General features: G+C 29.1%; 20 protein-coding genes. All 20 read right to left on the bottom strand.

Features of this window, described 5'->3' with window-relative positions; genetic code table 11:
• A complete protein-coding gene (fliP, locus tag H8R92_RS10825) occupies positions 1 to 756 on the bottom strand; it encodes a flagellar type III secretion system pore protein FliP (protein WP_022169197.1) in 756 nt (251 codons plus the stop codon).
• Positions 746 to 1,126, bottom strand: a complete 381-nt coding sequence (locus H8R92_RS10820; protein ID WP_022169198.1) for a flagellar biosynthetic protein FliO — start codon at positions 1,124 to 1,126, stop codon at positions 746 to 748. The genes fliP and H8R92_RS10820 overlap by 11 nt, the downstream gene beginning before the upstream one ends.
• Before the next feature lie 16 nt (positions 1,127 to 1,142).
• A complete protein-coding gene (locus H8R92_RS10815) occupies positions 1,143 to 1,583 on the bottom strand; it encodes a flagellar basal body-associated FliL family protein (RefSeq protein ID WP_186835457.1) in 441 nt (146 codons plus the stop codon).
• Positions 1,584 to 1,586: 3 nt separating this feature from the next.
• Positions 1,587 to 2,312 carry an OmpA/MotB family protein gene (locus H8R92_RS10810; protein ID WP_186835456.1) on the bottom strand — a complete coding sequence of 242 codons (726 nt, stop codon included), beginning with the start codon at positions 2,310 to 2,312 and terminating at the stop codon, positions 1,587 to 1,589.
• A 3-nt stretch (positions 2,313 to 2,315) separates the two neighbouring features.
• A complete protein-coding gene (locus H8R92_RS10805) occupies positions 2,316 to 3,119 on the bottom strand; it encodes a motility protein A (RefSeq protein ID WP_186835455.1) in 804 nt (267 codons plus the stop codon).
• 12 nt (positions 3,120 to 3,131) lie between these two features.
• A complete protein-coding gene (locus tag H8R92_RS10800; protein WP_022169202.1) occupies positions 3,132 to 3,323 on the bottom strand; it encodes a flagellar FlbD family protein in 192 nt (63 codons plus the stop codon).
• 155 nt (positions 3,324 to 3,478) lie between these two features.
• The gene (locus H8R92_RS10795; protein WP_186835454.1) at positions 3,479 to 4,513 is read right to left on the bottom strand and encodes a flagellar hook-basal body complex protein; all 1,035 of its coding nucleotides are present in this window, start codon (positions 4,511 to 4,513) and stop codon (positions 3,479 to 3,481) included.
• A 91-nt stretch (positions 4,514 to 4,604) separates the two neighbouring features.
• Positions 4,605 to 4,991: a TIGR02530 family flagellar biosynthesis protein gene (locus H8R92_RS10790; RefSeq protein ID WP_186835453.1), complete on the bottom strand. Its 387-nt coding sequence runs from the start codon at positions 4,989 to 4,991 to the stop codon at positions 4,605 to 4,607.
• 16 nt (positions 4,992 to 5,007) lie between these two features.
• Positions 5,008 to 5,712 (bottom strand): flagellar hook assembly protein FlgD, encoded by a 705-nt coding sequence (locus H8R92_RS10785; protein ID WP_186835452.1) that lies wholly within the window; start codon positions 5,710 to 5,712, stop codon positions 5,008 to 5,010.
• Between the two features lie 12 nt (positions 5,713 to 5,724).
• A complete protein-coding gene (locus H8R92_RS10780) occupies positions 5,725 to 7,158 on the bottom strand; it encodes a flagellar hook-length control protein FliK (protein WP_186835451.1) in 1,434 nt (477 codons plus the stop codon).
• Complete coding sequence (gene fliJ, locus H8R92_RS10775) at positions 7,145 to 7,606, bottom strand: flagellar export protein FliJ (protein WP_186835450.1); 462 nt, start codon at positions 7,604 to 7,606, stop codon at positions 7,145 to 7,147. The genes H8R92_RS10780 and fliJ overlap by 14 nt, the downstream gene beginning before the upstream one ends.
• Before the next feature lie 21 nt (positions 7,607 to 7,627).
• Positions 7,628 to 8,935: a flagellar protein export ATPase FliI gene (gene fliI / locus H8R92_RS10770; protein WP_186835482.1), complete on the bottom strand. Its 1,308-nt coding sequence runs from the start codon at positions 8,933 to 8,935 to the stop codon at positions 7,628 to 7,630.
• On the bottom strand, positions 8,928 to 9,689 hold the full coding sequence (locus H8R92_RS10765; RefSeq protein ID WP_186835449.1) for a FliH/SctL family protein: 762 nt from the start codon (positions 9,687 to 9,689) through the stop codon (positions 8,928 to 8,930). The genes fliI and H8R92_RS10765 overlap by 8 nt, the downstream gene beginning before the upstream one ends.
• Complete coding sequence (gene fliG, locus H8R92_RS10760) at positions 9,673 to 10,683, bottom strand: flagellar motor switch protein FliG (protein ID WP_186835448.1); 1,011 nt, start codon at positions 10,681 to 10,683, stop codon at positions 9,673 to 9,675. The genes H8R92_RS10765 and fliG overlap by 17 nt, the downstream gene beginning before the upstream one ends.
• 4 nt (positions 10,684 to 10,687) lie before the next feature.
• A complete protein-coding gene (gene fliF / locus H8R92_RS10755) occupies positions 10,688 to 12,268 on the bottom strand; it encodes a flagellar basal-body MS-ring/collar protein FliF (protein ID WP_186835447.1) in 1,581 nt (526 codons plus the stop codon).
• A gap of 16 nt (positions 12,269 to 12,284) precedes the next feature.
• Positions 12,285 to 12,575 (bottom strand): flagellar hook-basal body complex protein FliE, encoded by a 291-nt coding sequence (gene fliE / locus H8R92_RS10750; protein WP_022169212.1) that lies wholly within the window; start codon positions 12,573 to 12,575, stop codon positions 12,285 to 12,287.
• 13 nt (positions 12,576 to 12,588) lie between these two features.
• Complete coding sequence (flgC, locus tag H8R92_RS10745) at positions 12,589 to 12,993, bottom strand: flagellar basal body rod protein FlgC (RefSeq protein ID WP_022169213.1); 405 nt, start codon at positions 12,991 to 12,993, stop codon at positions 12,589 to 12,591.
• A gap of 1 nt (position 12,994) precedes the next feature.
• Positions 12,995 to 13,372, bottom strand: a complete 378-nt coding sequence (flgB, locus tag H8R92_RS10740) for a flagellar basal body rod protein FlgB (RefSeq protein ID WP_186835446.1) — start codon at positions 13,370 to 13,372, stop codon at positions 12,995 to 12,997.
• A gap of 320 nt (positions 13,373 to 13,692) precedes the next feature.
• Positions 13,693 to 14,532 carry a flagellin gene (locus H8R92_RS10735; RefSeq protein ID WP_186835445.1) on the bottom strand — a complete coding sequence of 280 codons (840 nt, stop codon included), beginning with the start codon at positions 14,530 to 14,532 and terminating at the stop codon, positions 13,693 to 13,695.
• 13 nt (positions 14,533 to 14,545) lie between these two features.
• Complete coding sequence (fliB, locus tag H8R92_RS10730; protein ID WP_186835444.1) at positions 14,546 to 15,751, bottom strand: flagellin lysine-N-methylase; 1,206 nt, start codon at positions 15,749 to 15,751, stop codon at positions 14,546 to 14,548.
• Positions 15,752 to 15,937 lie beyond the last annotated feature (186 nt).

Genomic DNA, 15,937 nt, shown 5'->3' with positions numbered 1-15,937 from the left:
TCACGAAAAACTTGTAATTAATGATTTTACAATTAAATTCCATCCATCTACCATTACAAATAATAACAATTTAAATGCCAAAGATATAACTGTTGGTGGAAGCATCATCATACCCATAGACATAAGCACACTGGCTACTATCATATCTATTACCATAAATGGTACAAATAATAAAAATCCTATTTGAAATGCTGTTTTTAATTCACTTATGGCAAAAGCAGGAACAATAGAATATAAAGGAATATTTTTTCTTGTTAATTCTCCACTATTAAGCTTTGCGGCATCAACAAATAATTCCAAATCCTTTTGCCTTGTTTCTTTTAACATAAAATCCTTTATTGGATTAGATGCATTTTCAAGTGCTTGCTCAAAAGTTATTTCTTCATTTGAATACGGCTTTAATGCAACTTCATTTATTTCTGTATATACTGGTTGCATTATGAAAATAGTTAAAAAAATAGCTAATCCAACTAAAATTTGACTAGGTATTGATTGCTGCGCTCCTATGGCATTCTTTAATAATGAAAAGACCACCGTTATTCTAGTAAATGATGTAAACATTATTATAAATGATGGTAATAATGTTAACATTGTAAAAAATATAAGTATTTTTATACTATCCACATAATCTGCTGGAGTATCTCCACTACTAACAGATAAATTAAAATGTGGCGATGCAAAAGCTTCCTTTGGAATCATGAAAGTAATTGCTATTATAAAAAACACTATTAATTTATAAGCTTTTTTATTTTTCATATTTATTTTTCCTTTTCTTTAGTTTATTTATTACTTCCTCAAAAGGCTTTATAATATTATTAAAAGCTTCTTTATTTTTTTCAATTTCAAATTTCTTTAAAACTTCAATCTCATTTAGCTCTTCTTCAGTTAGCTCTTTTATAAATTCACCTTTAGAAGGTGATACTGACATTACATATGCTTTTTTTCCTATCTTTATTATTTGTAAAGATACATCTTTTGATAACTGAGTTCTTTCAATTACTCTTATGGTTTTTCTTGAATTTACCTCATTTAATTTGCTTTCATTAAATTTTAATAGTAAGAGCATTAAAAGTATAAGAACTATTAATGTTCCTATAATTTTAATACTCATCAATACAAATTCCATATATATGTACTTCCTATTATTGAACTAAAAGTTCATTAAATTTAATATCTATAATAGTTCCAGATTTTAAATTTGAATTTAATCTTTGTACTAAATCTCTCTTTAAATTAACTTCATTATCAGCAGTAAAATCTGAAGTTTTTAAAGATTTTAAATAAAATATTGCTGAATCTCTTAAAGCAACAAGCTTAGTAGTAATTTCTTCTCCTACTTCTGTATTAGCACTGTCATAAGTAACAGTAGCAGTCATTTGCACATATTTTTTGCTACCTTCATCACTTAAATTTACAAGCAATTGCCCTAATTCAGTATAAGCTTCTACTATTGGTGCTTCTTCAGCATTTGCCTTTGATATACCATAATATACTCCAGCAAAAACTCCTCCACCTAGCAGTAATAATGCTACAACTATAATAATAATTAGTTTACCTTTACCTTTTTTCTTTTCTTCTGCCATTTCTTACTCCTTATCATCAGCTATAATTAAAATATTTACTCTTCTATTTTTAGCCATATTTTCTTCAGTATCATTAGGCACCACTGGATGATGTTCACCATATCCTGTAGCACTTAATCTTTTTGGATCTATGCCTGTATTTTCAACAAAATATTTTACTACATTTACAGCTCTATCCACTGACAATTCCCAGTTAGAAGGAAATTCTGCTGTAGAAATAGGTCTATTATCAGTATGCCCTTCTACTACAATAGTATTATCTATAGACAATAATAATTCTGCAATAGATGATAATACTTCCTTGCTATCTTCCCTTAAAGTTGATTTTGAAGTTTCAAAAAGTATACTTTCTCTAACTTGAATGGCAACACCTTGTTCAGTTTCAATTATTTCCACTGCCGCTTCTAGTTCATGCTCCTTAACAAATTTACTTACTTGATAGTACATACTTTCTTCAATATTTTCACCATCTACAGTATCTGTTGGTGTTTCTCCACCAATTAAAGGAACATCACCATTATATAAATTATATTCTAAAATACTATCCCCAACTTCACCTGCCATTACACTTCTGAAAGCTTGAGAAAGTGCTCTCATTTTAGCTTCATCAGTAGAAGACATTGCATATAAAAGAACAAAAAAAGTCATCAAAAGAGTAACACAATCAGAGTAGGTAGCTAACCATTCATCACCGCTTGGTTCATCACGCTGTACTTTTTTCCTTGCCATAACTTATGCAACTCCTTCTGTATTTTCTGTATTACTATTTATATATTCTAATCTTTCTTTTGCAGATAAATAAGTTAAAAGTTTTTCTTCTACAATTCTTGGGTTAACACCTGATTGTATTGCTAAGATACCTTCTAACATCATAGTTCTTGTACCAGTTTCTAATGCACATTGTCTTTTTAAATTTGCACCTATTGGATTACAAAAGTAATTAGCTAAGAATGAACCATAGAAAGTTGTAAGAAGTGCAACTCCCATACCAACAGCTATACTTTGAATATCATTTAAGTTTTGCATCATTTGAACTAGCCCTATTAATGTACCTATCATACCAAACCCTGGAGCATATCCACCCCAAGCACTATACATACCTGCCACATTCATTCCTCTATTTTCAGTTTCATATATATCTAGTTCTAATATTTCCTTAATAGTTTCCGGCTCAATACCATCAACAACCATTTGCATACCCTTTTTTAAGAATGGATCTTCTAAATTACTTATATCTTCTTCTAAAGATAATAAACCGTCTTTTCTTGCTCTTTGTGAAAGATTTGAAAACTGTACTATTATATCTTTTTGAGAAGCACTGCTTTCTTTAAATGCATTACCAAGACTTCCAAACATCTCTTTTATTTCATCCATAGTATATGTGATAAATAAAGCACTTAAAGATCCTCCAACACATATGAATATTGATGGAATATCAATAAATATACTAAAAGGACCTCCAGAAACAATTCCATATCCTATTAAGGCAGCTCCAAGTACAAACCCAGCCGGCGTCATAATATCTGTTTTCTTCACATCAATTTCCCCCTAAATTCTATACGTAGCTATTCTATTTTTATATCTTATAACCTTATCTTTTACTTCATGTATAGTTTCTAAAACAATATACTTTTTCCCATTGGTAAGTGTTATTAAAGTTTCAGGAACTTCTTCAATCTTTTCTATATGATCTGCATTTAAAGTAAATTCTTTATTATTCATTGCTGTTAAATCAATCATACTAACACCTTTCTTGCTTATTGAATTACCAATAATGAATCAATTAAAAATAATTAACTCATTTTTGGTAATTCAATTTTTTACTATAATTTATGAGCTGAATGATAAATTAAATTTAATCCATCATTCATTGCTCACAATTAATAATTTACAAACTATCTCTTTAAGTTAATTATTTCTGAAAGAATTTCATCACCTGTAGTGATTGTTTTTCCTGCTGCTTGGAAAGCTTTAGTGGCAACTATCATATCAGTAAATTGTTCTGCCATATCTACTCCTGACATTTCTAAATATCCTTGAAGAATATCTCCATATCCTGAGCTATTCCTATTAGTTGGACTATTTTTACCACTTGAAATTATTGCTGCTCCTGAACTTCCTGAAGGTTCATACATATTGTTTCCTATATCTGTTAAACCAACTTCATTTTTAAAGCTTGACATAGCTATTTGACCAAGAGCTGTTATTTCACCAGTTTCTAATACACCTGTTATTAATCCATCAGCAGATATATTAAAACTCTTTACTGCAACTTGGGTTTCTTTACCTGCTTTATCAATTTTAGTTACTTTATCTGGAATTTTTAAAGATACTAATTGGTTATCTACAGATACTGTATTATTGTTTGATTCAACGTATAATACTGTTCCATCTGGTCTTATGTTATCTCCATTATTATTATTCTTTGTATCTGTTGTTTTCATAGCAAACCCTAAAACTCTATAACCTTTTGATGTTAAAAGGTTACCTTCATTATCTAACACAAAAGAACCATCTCTTGTATATGCCACAGAGCTATTAGCTGGCATAGCATCTATTCCATTATCATCTATTGTTATCTTGTCATTAGTTCCTCCCGTAAGCTCTGGACCTGCAGCCACCATAAAGTATCCACTTCCATCTACTGCCACGTCAAGAGATCTTGATGTTGATTGCATTGAACCTTGAGACATGATTTTATCTATACTGGCAATTTGTGCTCCAAGACCTACTTGCTTACCATTAACACCTCCTAAAGAATCTGATGCTGCACTGGCACTACCTAATGTTTGACTTATTGTAGTACTGAAATTTACTCTTGATCCTTTAAATGCTGTTGTACTTACATTGGCTAAGTTATTACCTATAACGTCTAACTTAGTTTGATTTACTTTCATTCCTGAAATCCCTGAATATAACGATCTTAACATAAATATTTCCTCCTAAAAATTTTTCATTTGTTTCTTGCTTCTATCTTTCCACAAGACAAGGCCTCCATATTTGGTCCAGCCTAATAAATTTTTATAATATAACTACACTATCTATATTGGTAAAAACATTATTTTCTGCTCTTTCTTTCTCTACGGCAGTTATTATTGTTCTATTTTTTATATTAGCTATTAATGCCACATCCTTATATATAAACACTGCATTTTTAGCACCCTTTTCTTTTGCTAAATCGAAACCATTATTTATCACATTCATATCATCTCTTGAAAAGCTTATTTCATTGAATCTTTTACAAGCATGTTTAGATAAAATAAATCCTTCATTTTCTGTCTTTACATTATTTAATACATCATTAAAGCTAACTTCCCCTGTGTTACCATTAGTTAATTTTGCTTCACTTTCCAGGTTAAAAAAATTACCTACAGCATATGCTCTTCCATTAACTATTCTATACCCCATAACTCACCTTCTTTTGTTATATTGGAGTATCTTGCACCTTTTCAACTAAACTATAGTCGTAAGTCTTTATCTCTCCATCTAAAAGCTTAACTTTAATATTTATAGCACCATTTTCTCTAGATACAGACATAACTTGTCCTGTTACCTTTTCATTATTACCATTTTCTTTACTTTCAGTAAGTTCCACATATTTTCCTATATAAGAACTTGCTGTCATCATCGCAATATTTGTATTCATATTATTTAAAGCTGAAAGTGATGAGTCTCCTACATCTAAAACCGTTTGAATACTACTCATTGGAACATCAATATACTTTGTTTGATTATCCTCATAAACCTCTATTGATACTGTATAACTCGTCCCATTGTTTCCACTTACACCTCTAACTATACCAGTATAAGGAATACCTTTATTATCAAGAACATTAACTGTAACACCTTTACCTACTAAGTTATATGCTGCTGAATTAGACATTGTAGTATTTAAATTAGACATTTGTTCCATAGTTGAAAACTGTGCTAATTGTGATATGTATTGTGTTGAATCTGCATCAGCCGTTGGATCTAAATTAGATAATTCTGCCACTAATATTTGTAAAAATGCATTTTTATCTACACTTCCACCTGCTTCAACAATTGAAGTTCCTCTATCAGTTTTTCCTCCAACAGTATAATTACCACCAGCTCTACTTTGACCTGAAATTGTACTTATATCTGACATATGTATTCTCTCCTATGCTAATAAGTTAACATTAGAAATTTCTTCTGAAATTTCTTCATTTTCTTCTTTATGTATATTTATAGAATCATTATCTTCTACAAAATAATTTTCTTTATTTCTTTCATCATTAAATTCATTACTAAAACCTTGTCCACTATAATAAGTAGTATCTTCATATAAGCCAATATTTACTTCTTTAATAATTAAACTTTCATTGCTTAAATGCTTTTTAATTTCTTCCATATTAGAATTTAACAATGTATATGTTTCTTTAGATGTTGATTTAATATCTGCCTTCATTATTCCATCTTCAGATATTATCTTTATGGTTATTTCACCTAATTCCTTAGGATATATCTTTACAGTAAGTTGCTCCACTTGATTTTTAACCATATACTTAACATTAGAAACCACATCAGTAGCTACTGTTTCTCTTGAAACTACCACAGGTTTCACCTCTGATATTAGACTTGAAGCAACATCATTTTTACTATTTAAAACTTCTGTAAATATAGGTGTGTCTTCAACTATGTAATCTTCAACTTTATTTATGTCTTCATCCATTGTCATAAGCTTGGCTAAAATATCTTCTTCACCTTTTTGCTCACCATTAGATTTATCTATATTAAATACCATCTTTAACATTTCAACACCTTGTGAAGTATCCTTTTTGCTTTCGCCTTTAGAACTATCCACAACTTCTATAAATTTATCCTTTTTAATTTCATTGCCATCTTTATCGCACAAAACAGTTAATATTTTATCTATATTATCTGTTGTAACAACTTTATCTTCTTCTAAATTTAAAGTTTTAACAATTTCTTTAATAGGCAAATTGATTATATTAGATGATGTTTCTTCATTTAAATCTATATTTTCACCATTATTTAAAGACACTTCTTCTATTACATTTTCAAATATATTAATATTTTCTGATTCAAATACAGTATTATTTTTAAGTAAATTTATATTTTCTAACACATTAGAGTTATTGTTATTTATTAGCTCTGATGAAATATTTAAATCAGCAATTTCACTTAAATAATTTATATTTTTTAAAGTATTGATACAATCTAAACTAGAAGTATTGCCAGATTCTAAATAAATTTTTATAGGTAAATTACTATTATCAATAACTGGAATATTTAATGCTTGAAGTAATACCATTACTTCTTCAATTATTTCCTCCTTAGTTCCATTTTCAATTTTTTCAATAACTTCAGTTTTATCTATAGCTTCATTTATATCTTTAGATACATTTTCAACAGTTGTTTTGTTATCTTCTGTAGTTTTAGAAAGAGAATCTTCCTTGGAACTCATCACTGATTTAAAATTACCATTACTGCTTTTATTTTCAGTTTTAACTGAATTATCACCATTAACATTACTGTTATTATCAACTTTTCCCATATTGGCTATTACAGCATTTAAATTACCTAAATCCATGTTCTTTCACCTCCTTTCCAATCTTTCTCATATGGGCATATAGTGCAAATTCATCATTGGCTATTTCTTCTTTTCTTTTTTCATCTACCATAAACTGATTAAATCTCTTTTCTCTTAATATATCTACAGTTTTTCTTTCAATTTGCCTAACCTTTAATTGCTCTCTTCTATAATCTACTTCTTTTTGTTTTTTCTCTATTTCTATTTCAGTTTGTTCAATACCTTTATTTAAAGCTATTAAATAATTTTTCTTTAATTTTTGATATATAACAGTTTCTCCTGCTGCAATTCCATTATATTGTTTATACTTATCATTAAGATCATTTAACTTATTAATGGACTTTTGCAGTTCCTGCTGACTATTATTAAAAAGCTTCTTACCTTCTTCTTCTCTTGTTTTTCTCATTTCTAACAATTTCTCAAGAGAAAATTTAAATCCATTTGCCAAAATTAATCTCTCCTAAAATTATCATCCAAATATAGCAAATAAATTATTTAAATTATCTGCAAAAGTTGTTTTTTCATCAATTCCTTGCTTTAAATAAGCATTAATACTATCATTAAATTGAATAGCCAAATCTATCTTTTTACTGGAGCCCTTAACATACGCTCCTAAATTTATAAGGTCTTCTGATTCCTTATAAGTAGCAAGTAAATCTCTTGCTTGTGATGATACTGCTTTATGCTTATCATCAGCTATTTGAGACATTAATCTACTTACGCTATTTAATACATCAATGGCTGGGTAATGATTCTTGTGAGCCAATGCTCTTGACAGAACTATATGACCATCAAGTATACCTCTTACTGTATCTGCAATAGGCTCATTAAAGTCATCACCATCAACTAGCACCGTATAAAAACCTGTTATGGAACCAACATCTGATGTACCAGCTCTTTCTAAAAGCTTTGGTAACTTAGCAAAAACTGACGGTGTATACCCCTTTTGTGCTGGTGGCTCTCCAATGGCAAGTCCAATTTCTCTTTGCGCCATGGCAAATCTTGTTACAGAATCCATCATAAGAATAACTTTCTTACCTTTATCTCTAAAATATTCTGCTATGGCAGTGGCTGTTAATGCACCTTTAACTCTTTCTAAGGCTGATTTATCAGAAGTAGCACAAACTACCACTGATTTTTTCATCCCTTCCGGTCCCAAGTCTTTTTCAATAAACTCAAGAACCTCACGGCCTCTTTCTCCAATTAGACATATAACATTAACATCTGCCTCTGCTTCTCTTGCAATCATTCCTAGTGTTGTACTCTTACCTACTCCTGAACCTGCAAAAATACCTATTCTTTGTCCATCACCACAAGTTAAAAAACCATCAATGGCTCTTACCCCTGTAGGTAGTATATCCTTTATTCTTTTTCTTTTTAATGGATCTGGTGGTTGATTTTCTAAAGGATATGGTGTTCCAGTTAAAAGTTCTCCACCATATATTGGTTTACCTAAACCATCTAATACCATTCCCATTAAATCATCAGAACACTGTACTTCAAGAGGCCTTCTTTCAGGAACAACTATACATCCTGGAGATATACCTACAAGTTCACCTAAAGGCATTAATATGACTTTGTTATTTTTAAACCCTACCACTTCACAACTTACAGGATTATTATAAACATTATATATAGTGCAAACTTCCCCAACAAAAGCTTTTATTCCCTGCACTTCAATGGTAAGACCTATAACTTCACTTACTATACCTTCACAGTAAGTAGTATCTATTTCATTAACTCTTTTCCTAATTAAATTAAAATCTATATTAAGCATCTTCTTCACCACAAAATTCCTTTATAGATTCTTCTAATTTTTCTAAGCTAACATCTAAACCAACTACAACTTTACCTGTACTTTTTTCCAAAACTGCATTTCCAAGTTCCATTAATGGATCTTCAAGAACTAGTATTTCCCCAGAAATAGCATATGACTTTTTCCATTCATTAACTTTAGACTCAATGGCCACAATATAGTTTCCATTACATTTTATAACTATATTTTCTTCACCTCTAAATTGCTCCAGTACAGGATTAATTAAGCTTATAACACTTTCATCATTTTCAAAATTTTTATTTGTTATAATCTTTGCCATTTCCAATGAAAGTTTCACTATTTCCTTCTCTTTTTTTATTTTATAATCTTCCACTTGCTTTTCAGCACTTAATAAAATTTCTCTAGCTTTTTTTACAGCATCTTCTATAATACTTTTAGCTTCTTCCTTTGATTCTGCATATCCCTGTTTATTGCCATCTTCATATCCATTATTTACACCTTGAGCATATCCTTTTTCATAAGCTTCTTTTTCAATATTTTTTGAATATTGAAAAGCTTCCATAATAATATTATCAGAATCTTTTCTTGCCTTATCTAATATACTTGCCCCAATGGCTTCATAGCTTTTAATTTGACTATTTTCAATTTCTTGAAAATGTTGTTCTTCTTCAGTAACAACACATTCTGTTACTATTTTAATATCACCTTTAACAGATGTATTACTAGATTTTATAAGATTACATGATGAGTGCATCTTCTCCACCTCTTGAAATAATTATTTCTTGTGCATCTTCTAATCTTCTAATAATAGCTACAATTTGTTGTTGTGCTTTTTCAACATCAGTTAATCTTACTGGTCCTAAGTATTCAATATCCTCTTTTAATGAAGCTGCTGCTCTCTTAGATTGATTTTTATAAATAACATTTGCCACTTCTTCTGAAGCTCCCTTAAGAGCAAGAGCAAGCTCTTTAGTTTCAACATCTCTAAGAATTCTTTGAATTGCCACATCATCAAGAGTAAGAATATCTTCAAATACAAACATACAGCTTTTGATTTTCTCTGCAAGCTCATAATCTTGTTCTTGTAAGCTTTCAGTTATATTCTTTTCAGTTGTTCTATCAACTTGATTTAATATACCTACTAAAGTATCTATTCCACCTAATACTGTAGTTTCAGTTTTAACAATAGTAGATAACTTATCATCTAATACTTTTTCTATTTCTCTAATAACATCTGGTGATGTAGTATTCATAGTAGCTATTCTTAAAGCTACTTCACTTTGAATTTCCTCAGGTAGCTCAGCAATTATCTGAGCTGCCTTTTCCACTTGTAAATAGCAAAGTATTAATGCAATGGTTTGAGGATGTTCATAATTAATGATATTAAGTATTTGCTGAGCATCTGCCTTTCTTGCTATGGCAAAAGGTCTATTAAGTTGTGATGCTTCTGCTACCTTGTTTAATATTTCCCCTGCTCTTTGTGGTCCTAAAGCTTTAGATAGTAATTCTTTAGCATAGTCAAGTCCACCTTCTAAAAGATAATCTTTAGCCTTATTCATTTCTAAAAACTCTTGTAATATGCTATGTCTTTGCTCTGATGTAACAGTTGAAATATTTGCTATTTCATAAGTTATCTTTTGTATTTCATTTTCAGGTAATCTTTTTAAAATATCTGCTGATGCTTCTGGCCCTAAAGTAATAAATAATAGAGCTGACTTTTGAATACCTGTTAATTGTTTTTTCGCCATTTATCTATCTCTCACTTTCTACTAACCAAGATTTAACTATATCAGCTACCTGTTGTGGCTTTTCTGCTGCATATTTCTTAATTTCATTTTCAATATGTATATTTTGATTTGGAACTTCAAACTCTATAGGTTTTAATTCTTCTTCCTCTACTTTTGAAATCTTATCTTCTATAACTATATCCAGTAGATTTCCTTCTTCTTCTGTAACTACTTCTTTATTAGTCTTTTTCTTTTTACTTCTTAACACAATAAATACTATTAATAAAATAGCACCTACTACTCCTGCAATAATCATATAAATCATATTGTTATTATTTGCTTCTGGCTCTGCAAATGGATCAGTAATATTTCCTGTATCTTTAGTGTTAAATGTAATTCCTGCTACACTAACTCTATCTCCTCTTTCAGCATTTAACCCTACTGCTGCTGACACAGATTGTTCAATGGCAGTTCTTAATGCATCATTAATTTCTCCATCAACTATTACTGATGCACTTAATGATTTAACTTCACCTGGAGCTTTAATTTTTATTGTTTCAGTTTTTCCAACTTCATAATTAGTTGTTTGTTCTTCAGTTGTACTCTTTGTGTTTTTATCATTGGTAACTATTGTATTTCCCATATTTTCATCAATTACACTTCCGCTACCACTTGCATTATCATTACCTTCTGATGAATTATTCTCACTTTTTGAAGTCTTTTGACTGATTATTACTTTATTAGGATCCACCACTGTTTCTGTAACCTTTGTTGAATCAAAATCTAAATCAGCACTTACCATTACTTTAACTTTTCCATTTCCTAATACCGGTGTTAAAAGTTCTAAAATTGATTTTTGTAATTGAGCTTCATACTTCTTTTCTAACTCTAATTGAGTTGCAATGGAAGTAGAAGTTACATTTTGATCACTATTTTCATCTAATTTAAAGCTTGAATCTTCTGATAAAAGATTCATATTGCTATCCATTACTTGAATATTATCCTTAGATATGGCTGTACTTCCTGAAACTAAAGCCACTATTGATTTAACTTGCTCTTGTGATAAAGTTTTTCCTGCTACTAACTTAACATATACTGCTGCACTTCCTGGTTCTTTTTCATCGGCAAATACCGAATTTGTAGGAAGAGTAATATGTACTCTTGCATCACTTATTTGTTCAAAACTCTTTATGGTTTTTTCTAATTCACCTTGTTGCATTCTAAGCTTTTTAATTTGAAATTCTTCTTCAGTCATACCAAAAGAGCTTCCTGAGTCCATTAGTTCATAGCCTGTACTCCCCATAGTTAAATTAGAAGCTAATTGTAATCTAAGCTTATCTACTACAGATTTATCTACTAAAATTGAATCACCTTCAACTTTAAAATTTACACCTTGCTCCTCCAATGCACTTAAAACTGTTTTTGAATCTGCTGAGTCTAAACCTGAAAATAAAACAGAATATTTATTGGAAGATTGATAAAAAAACAATGATGAAATAGCTATGATAAGTGTTATAGCAGATATAATCGATGCTATCTTTACACCTTTGCTTAAATTTTTAAATTTTTCTAAAAGCTTTTTAAAAACTTCTAAAAACTTGTCCATGCTTAAGCACTCCTAACTATATTTGTAAATTTGTTAATTCTTTAATTGCTTCTGTTAATTTATTTCTAACTTGCACTGCTGTTTGTAATGCCAATGAAGCTTCTTCTGCCGCCAGCATTACCTCATGAATTTCCACATCTTCACCTAAAACAAGTTTATTTGTCATTTCATCAGAATAAACTTGTTTATCATTGACCGCTTGTAATGCACTTTTAAATACTTGTCCAAATCCATCCTTATTTTCATCTTCTATTGCTATTCTTTTTTCAAATATTTTTTCACTGGGTGTAAAATTGTCTATCTTCATTTGTTATATCCTCCTATTTTCCTATAGATAATGCTGTAGTAAACATTGATTTAGATGCACTTAATGCATCAGCATTAGCTTCATATGTTCTAGTAGCAACTATCATATCTGCCATTTCATTTAATATGTTCACATTAGGCATAGTTACATATCCGTCTTCATCAGCGTCCACATGAGTAGGATCGTACACCCTTTCCAGCTCTGATTCATCATTTACTATTCCCACTGCTGATATACCTTTGCATCTTCCTGCTTCATCTAATGCTTCCTTAAAAACAGCTACCTTTCTCACATATGGTCCACCATTTTCTGTTCTTGTTGTTTGAGCATTTGCCACATTAGAGCTTATGGTATCCATTCTTAATCTTTCTGCTGATAATCCACTGGCGCTAATTCTCATTGAATCAAACATTCCCATTTTAATTTCCTCCAATCACAGTTTTCATTGATGCTAACTTTCCACTGGCACGTGATGTTAATGCTTGATACATTAAAGTATTTGCTGCTTGATTTACCTTTTCTAAATCTAAGTTAACATTGTTTCCATTTTCATTCATGCTTGTCTCTTCGTCTCTAACAGTAGTGATACTTCCTGGTTTTTCCTTTTGAATATGTTTTTCATTGGTTGCCTTCATATTAAAACCAGAATCTTTATATTTTTCTTCAAAAACAACTTTAAAAGCCTTATATCCACTGGTGTTAACATTTGCTATATTATTGGCTATAGTTTCACTTCTTACAGCAGCGGCATTTAATCCTCGCTTTATTAAGTCATATGTATTTAAACTATTAGACAATTAATTCCCCTCCAAACTCTATAAATGTCGAAACTTTAGTTTTAATTATATTACATTTAATGAATGTTTTCTACATGATTTTCAAAATAATTTAATATATTATTAGCATTTATAAAACTTTAAATTATTTTTTGTGATAATATTAAATAACATTGAATTTTCAAACAGAAAAACATTTTCAACTTTTAAATTCAAAATAAAATTTTTATAGTTTTTTCCAAATTTATTCCATTATCTACTTCTATTTACTTAACAAAAATAAAAAAAGAACTAAAATGAATTTTAACCACATTTTAGTTCTTTTAAAGTTTTTTAAAATATTATTTTCTTAAATTTGCTAATATATTTAACATATCCTTAGGGAAATTATTGCTTTGAGCCATCATTGCTGTGGCTGATTCCATCAATATAGATGTTCTTGCAATTTCCGCCATTTCCAGTGCAATATCAGCATCATTTATATCACTGCTAGATTTTTCATATATATATGATGAACTAGAAGTAATTTCTATGGAATTTTCCAATCTATTTTGCACTGCTCCATATTTAGCTCTACACCCATTTACATCTTTTAAAGCTTCATCAATGGAATTTAAAGCTTTTGTGGCATCATTAACCACATCTAATTTATCAATACCTAAAGTTTCACTAGATACATTAAAGAATGGAATTCCAATGCTATCACCTACATTAGCACCTATTTGCATTTCCACATAATCGGGTTTACTATTATCAGTTACATTGCCATTAACTAAAAGCTTATTACCATTGAACTCTGTATTCTTAGCTGTGTCATTAATATAACTTGTTAATTCATCAATTTCACCTTGAATAATCTTTCTATCAGCTTCATTAGTAACTTCATTGGCAGCTTGCACTGTTAATTCTTTCATTCTAATTAAAGCTTCACTGATGGTGCCCATGGCAGTGTCTGCAACTTGAATCATAGATGTGGAATCCTGCAAGTTCTTATTAGCCATTTCCAATGCTCTTATTTGCATCCTAAAATTTTCACTTTGTTCAATTTTAAGAGGATTATCCTTGGCAGAATTAATTTTCTTACCACTGGATATTTTCTCCATGGCAGCAGAATTAGCTATAATATTTTTCTTATATCCACTATATATCCCTAAGGACTTCATATTTATATTAATTCTCATAATTTACTCCATTCTATCGCACTAATATTGCTGTATATGCTATACTATCATATCCTGCACTTTTAATTGCATCATATATAGAATCTAAAAATTTATATCTATGCTCTATATTTCTTGCAAATACATAAAATATTTCTACAAAATCATTTTCTTCTAGTTTTTTATTATTTTTATTCCATCTTGCTAATAGTAACATTCGTATAATTGAATAACTAAAAACAATATTATTAATTTCTCTAATTAAATTTTTTGTATATACTGCTTGTATAAAATATTCATATATTAAATAAATTAATAGATTTTCTAATATGTTTTCATAATTTTGTAAGAATATATTAAATTCTTTCTCTTTTTCTATTATCATTTCTAATTCATTTTTTCTATGATTATTTTTTCTAAATAATTCATTATATTCTTTTATTAAATTTCTATATTTACAATTATCTAAACTTTTTTTAATACTGGTTTTTAACACACCTTTAATAAATGTAAGTTTTACTTCTTCAACCACTTTAATTTTATCTAAAGAAGTTATTAGATCAATATTAGTTATTTCATTTCTGAAAACATTTAATACCTTTTCATAGTTTTCATAGTTTTCTTCATCTATTAATCTTTGAACTTTATCTGTAAGCATTTTTAAAAATATAATTCTTTTCCAAATTTCAATTTCTTTAAATTGAATTATTTCCATAGCTAAACTACGGCTATCCCAAAGAAGATTATATAGATTTTCATCATAACTTTTATCAATAATATAATCTTTATCTAAATCTGATAACTCTTCTTCACCCATATTAAAATAAAAATTTTCTTTATGTCTAACAAAATATCTAGCTACTTCAGGACATGACATAAATAAATTTCTTTCATAAATTTTTCCATATTTAATTATTTGCCTTGGATAAACTTTACAAGTATTGCATAGATATCCCACACCTAAATTAGCATGTATGGAACATAATCCTTCTTCACTTAATAATGAACATCTACTATTTTTTAATTTGATTTTTCCATATCTTAAATAATTATTATTGTTATTCCTAATTTTGCAAATATTTTTTTTAATTTTATTGCCCCATTGTCCTCTTAACCTTTTATATTTTTTATACGTGCTTTTATCTATACTTATTTCCCATTCAGAATTACAACAATTATCTATACAATTACCTGCTATACATTTAAAATCATCATAATAAAAAGGTTTTAATACCTTCATATTTATCGCCTCCAAATTTATTATAATTAATTTATCGACTATACATACATTTTCTTTATAGAAAAAAGGGGACGTCTCATAAATGATTTTTAAATCATTTATGTAGACGACCTCTTTTTTGTTTTTTAGAAAAATTATTCAGTTTATATTATGTAATTAGTGGTAATAAATTTAATTTTAAACACA

It is taken from the genome of Clostridium lentum, assembly GCF_014287815.1.
Taxonomy (GTDB): Bacteria; Bacillota; Clostridia; order Clostridiales; family Clostridiaceae; genus Clostridium; species Clostridium lentum.
This window is presented reverse-complemented; position numbering and strand designations above follow the sequence as displayed.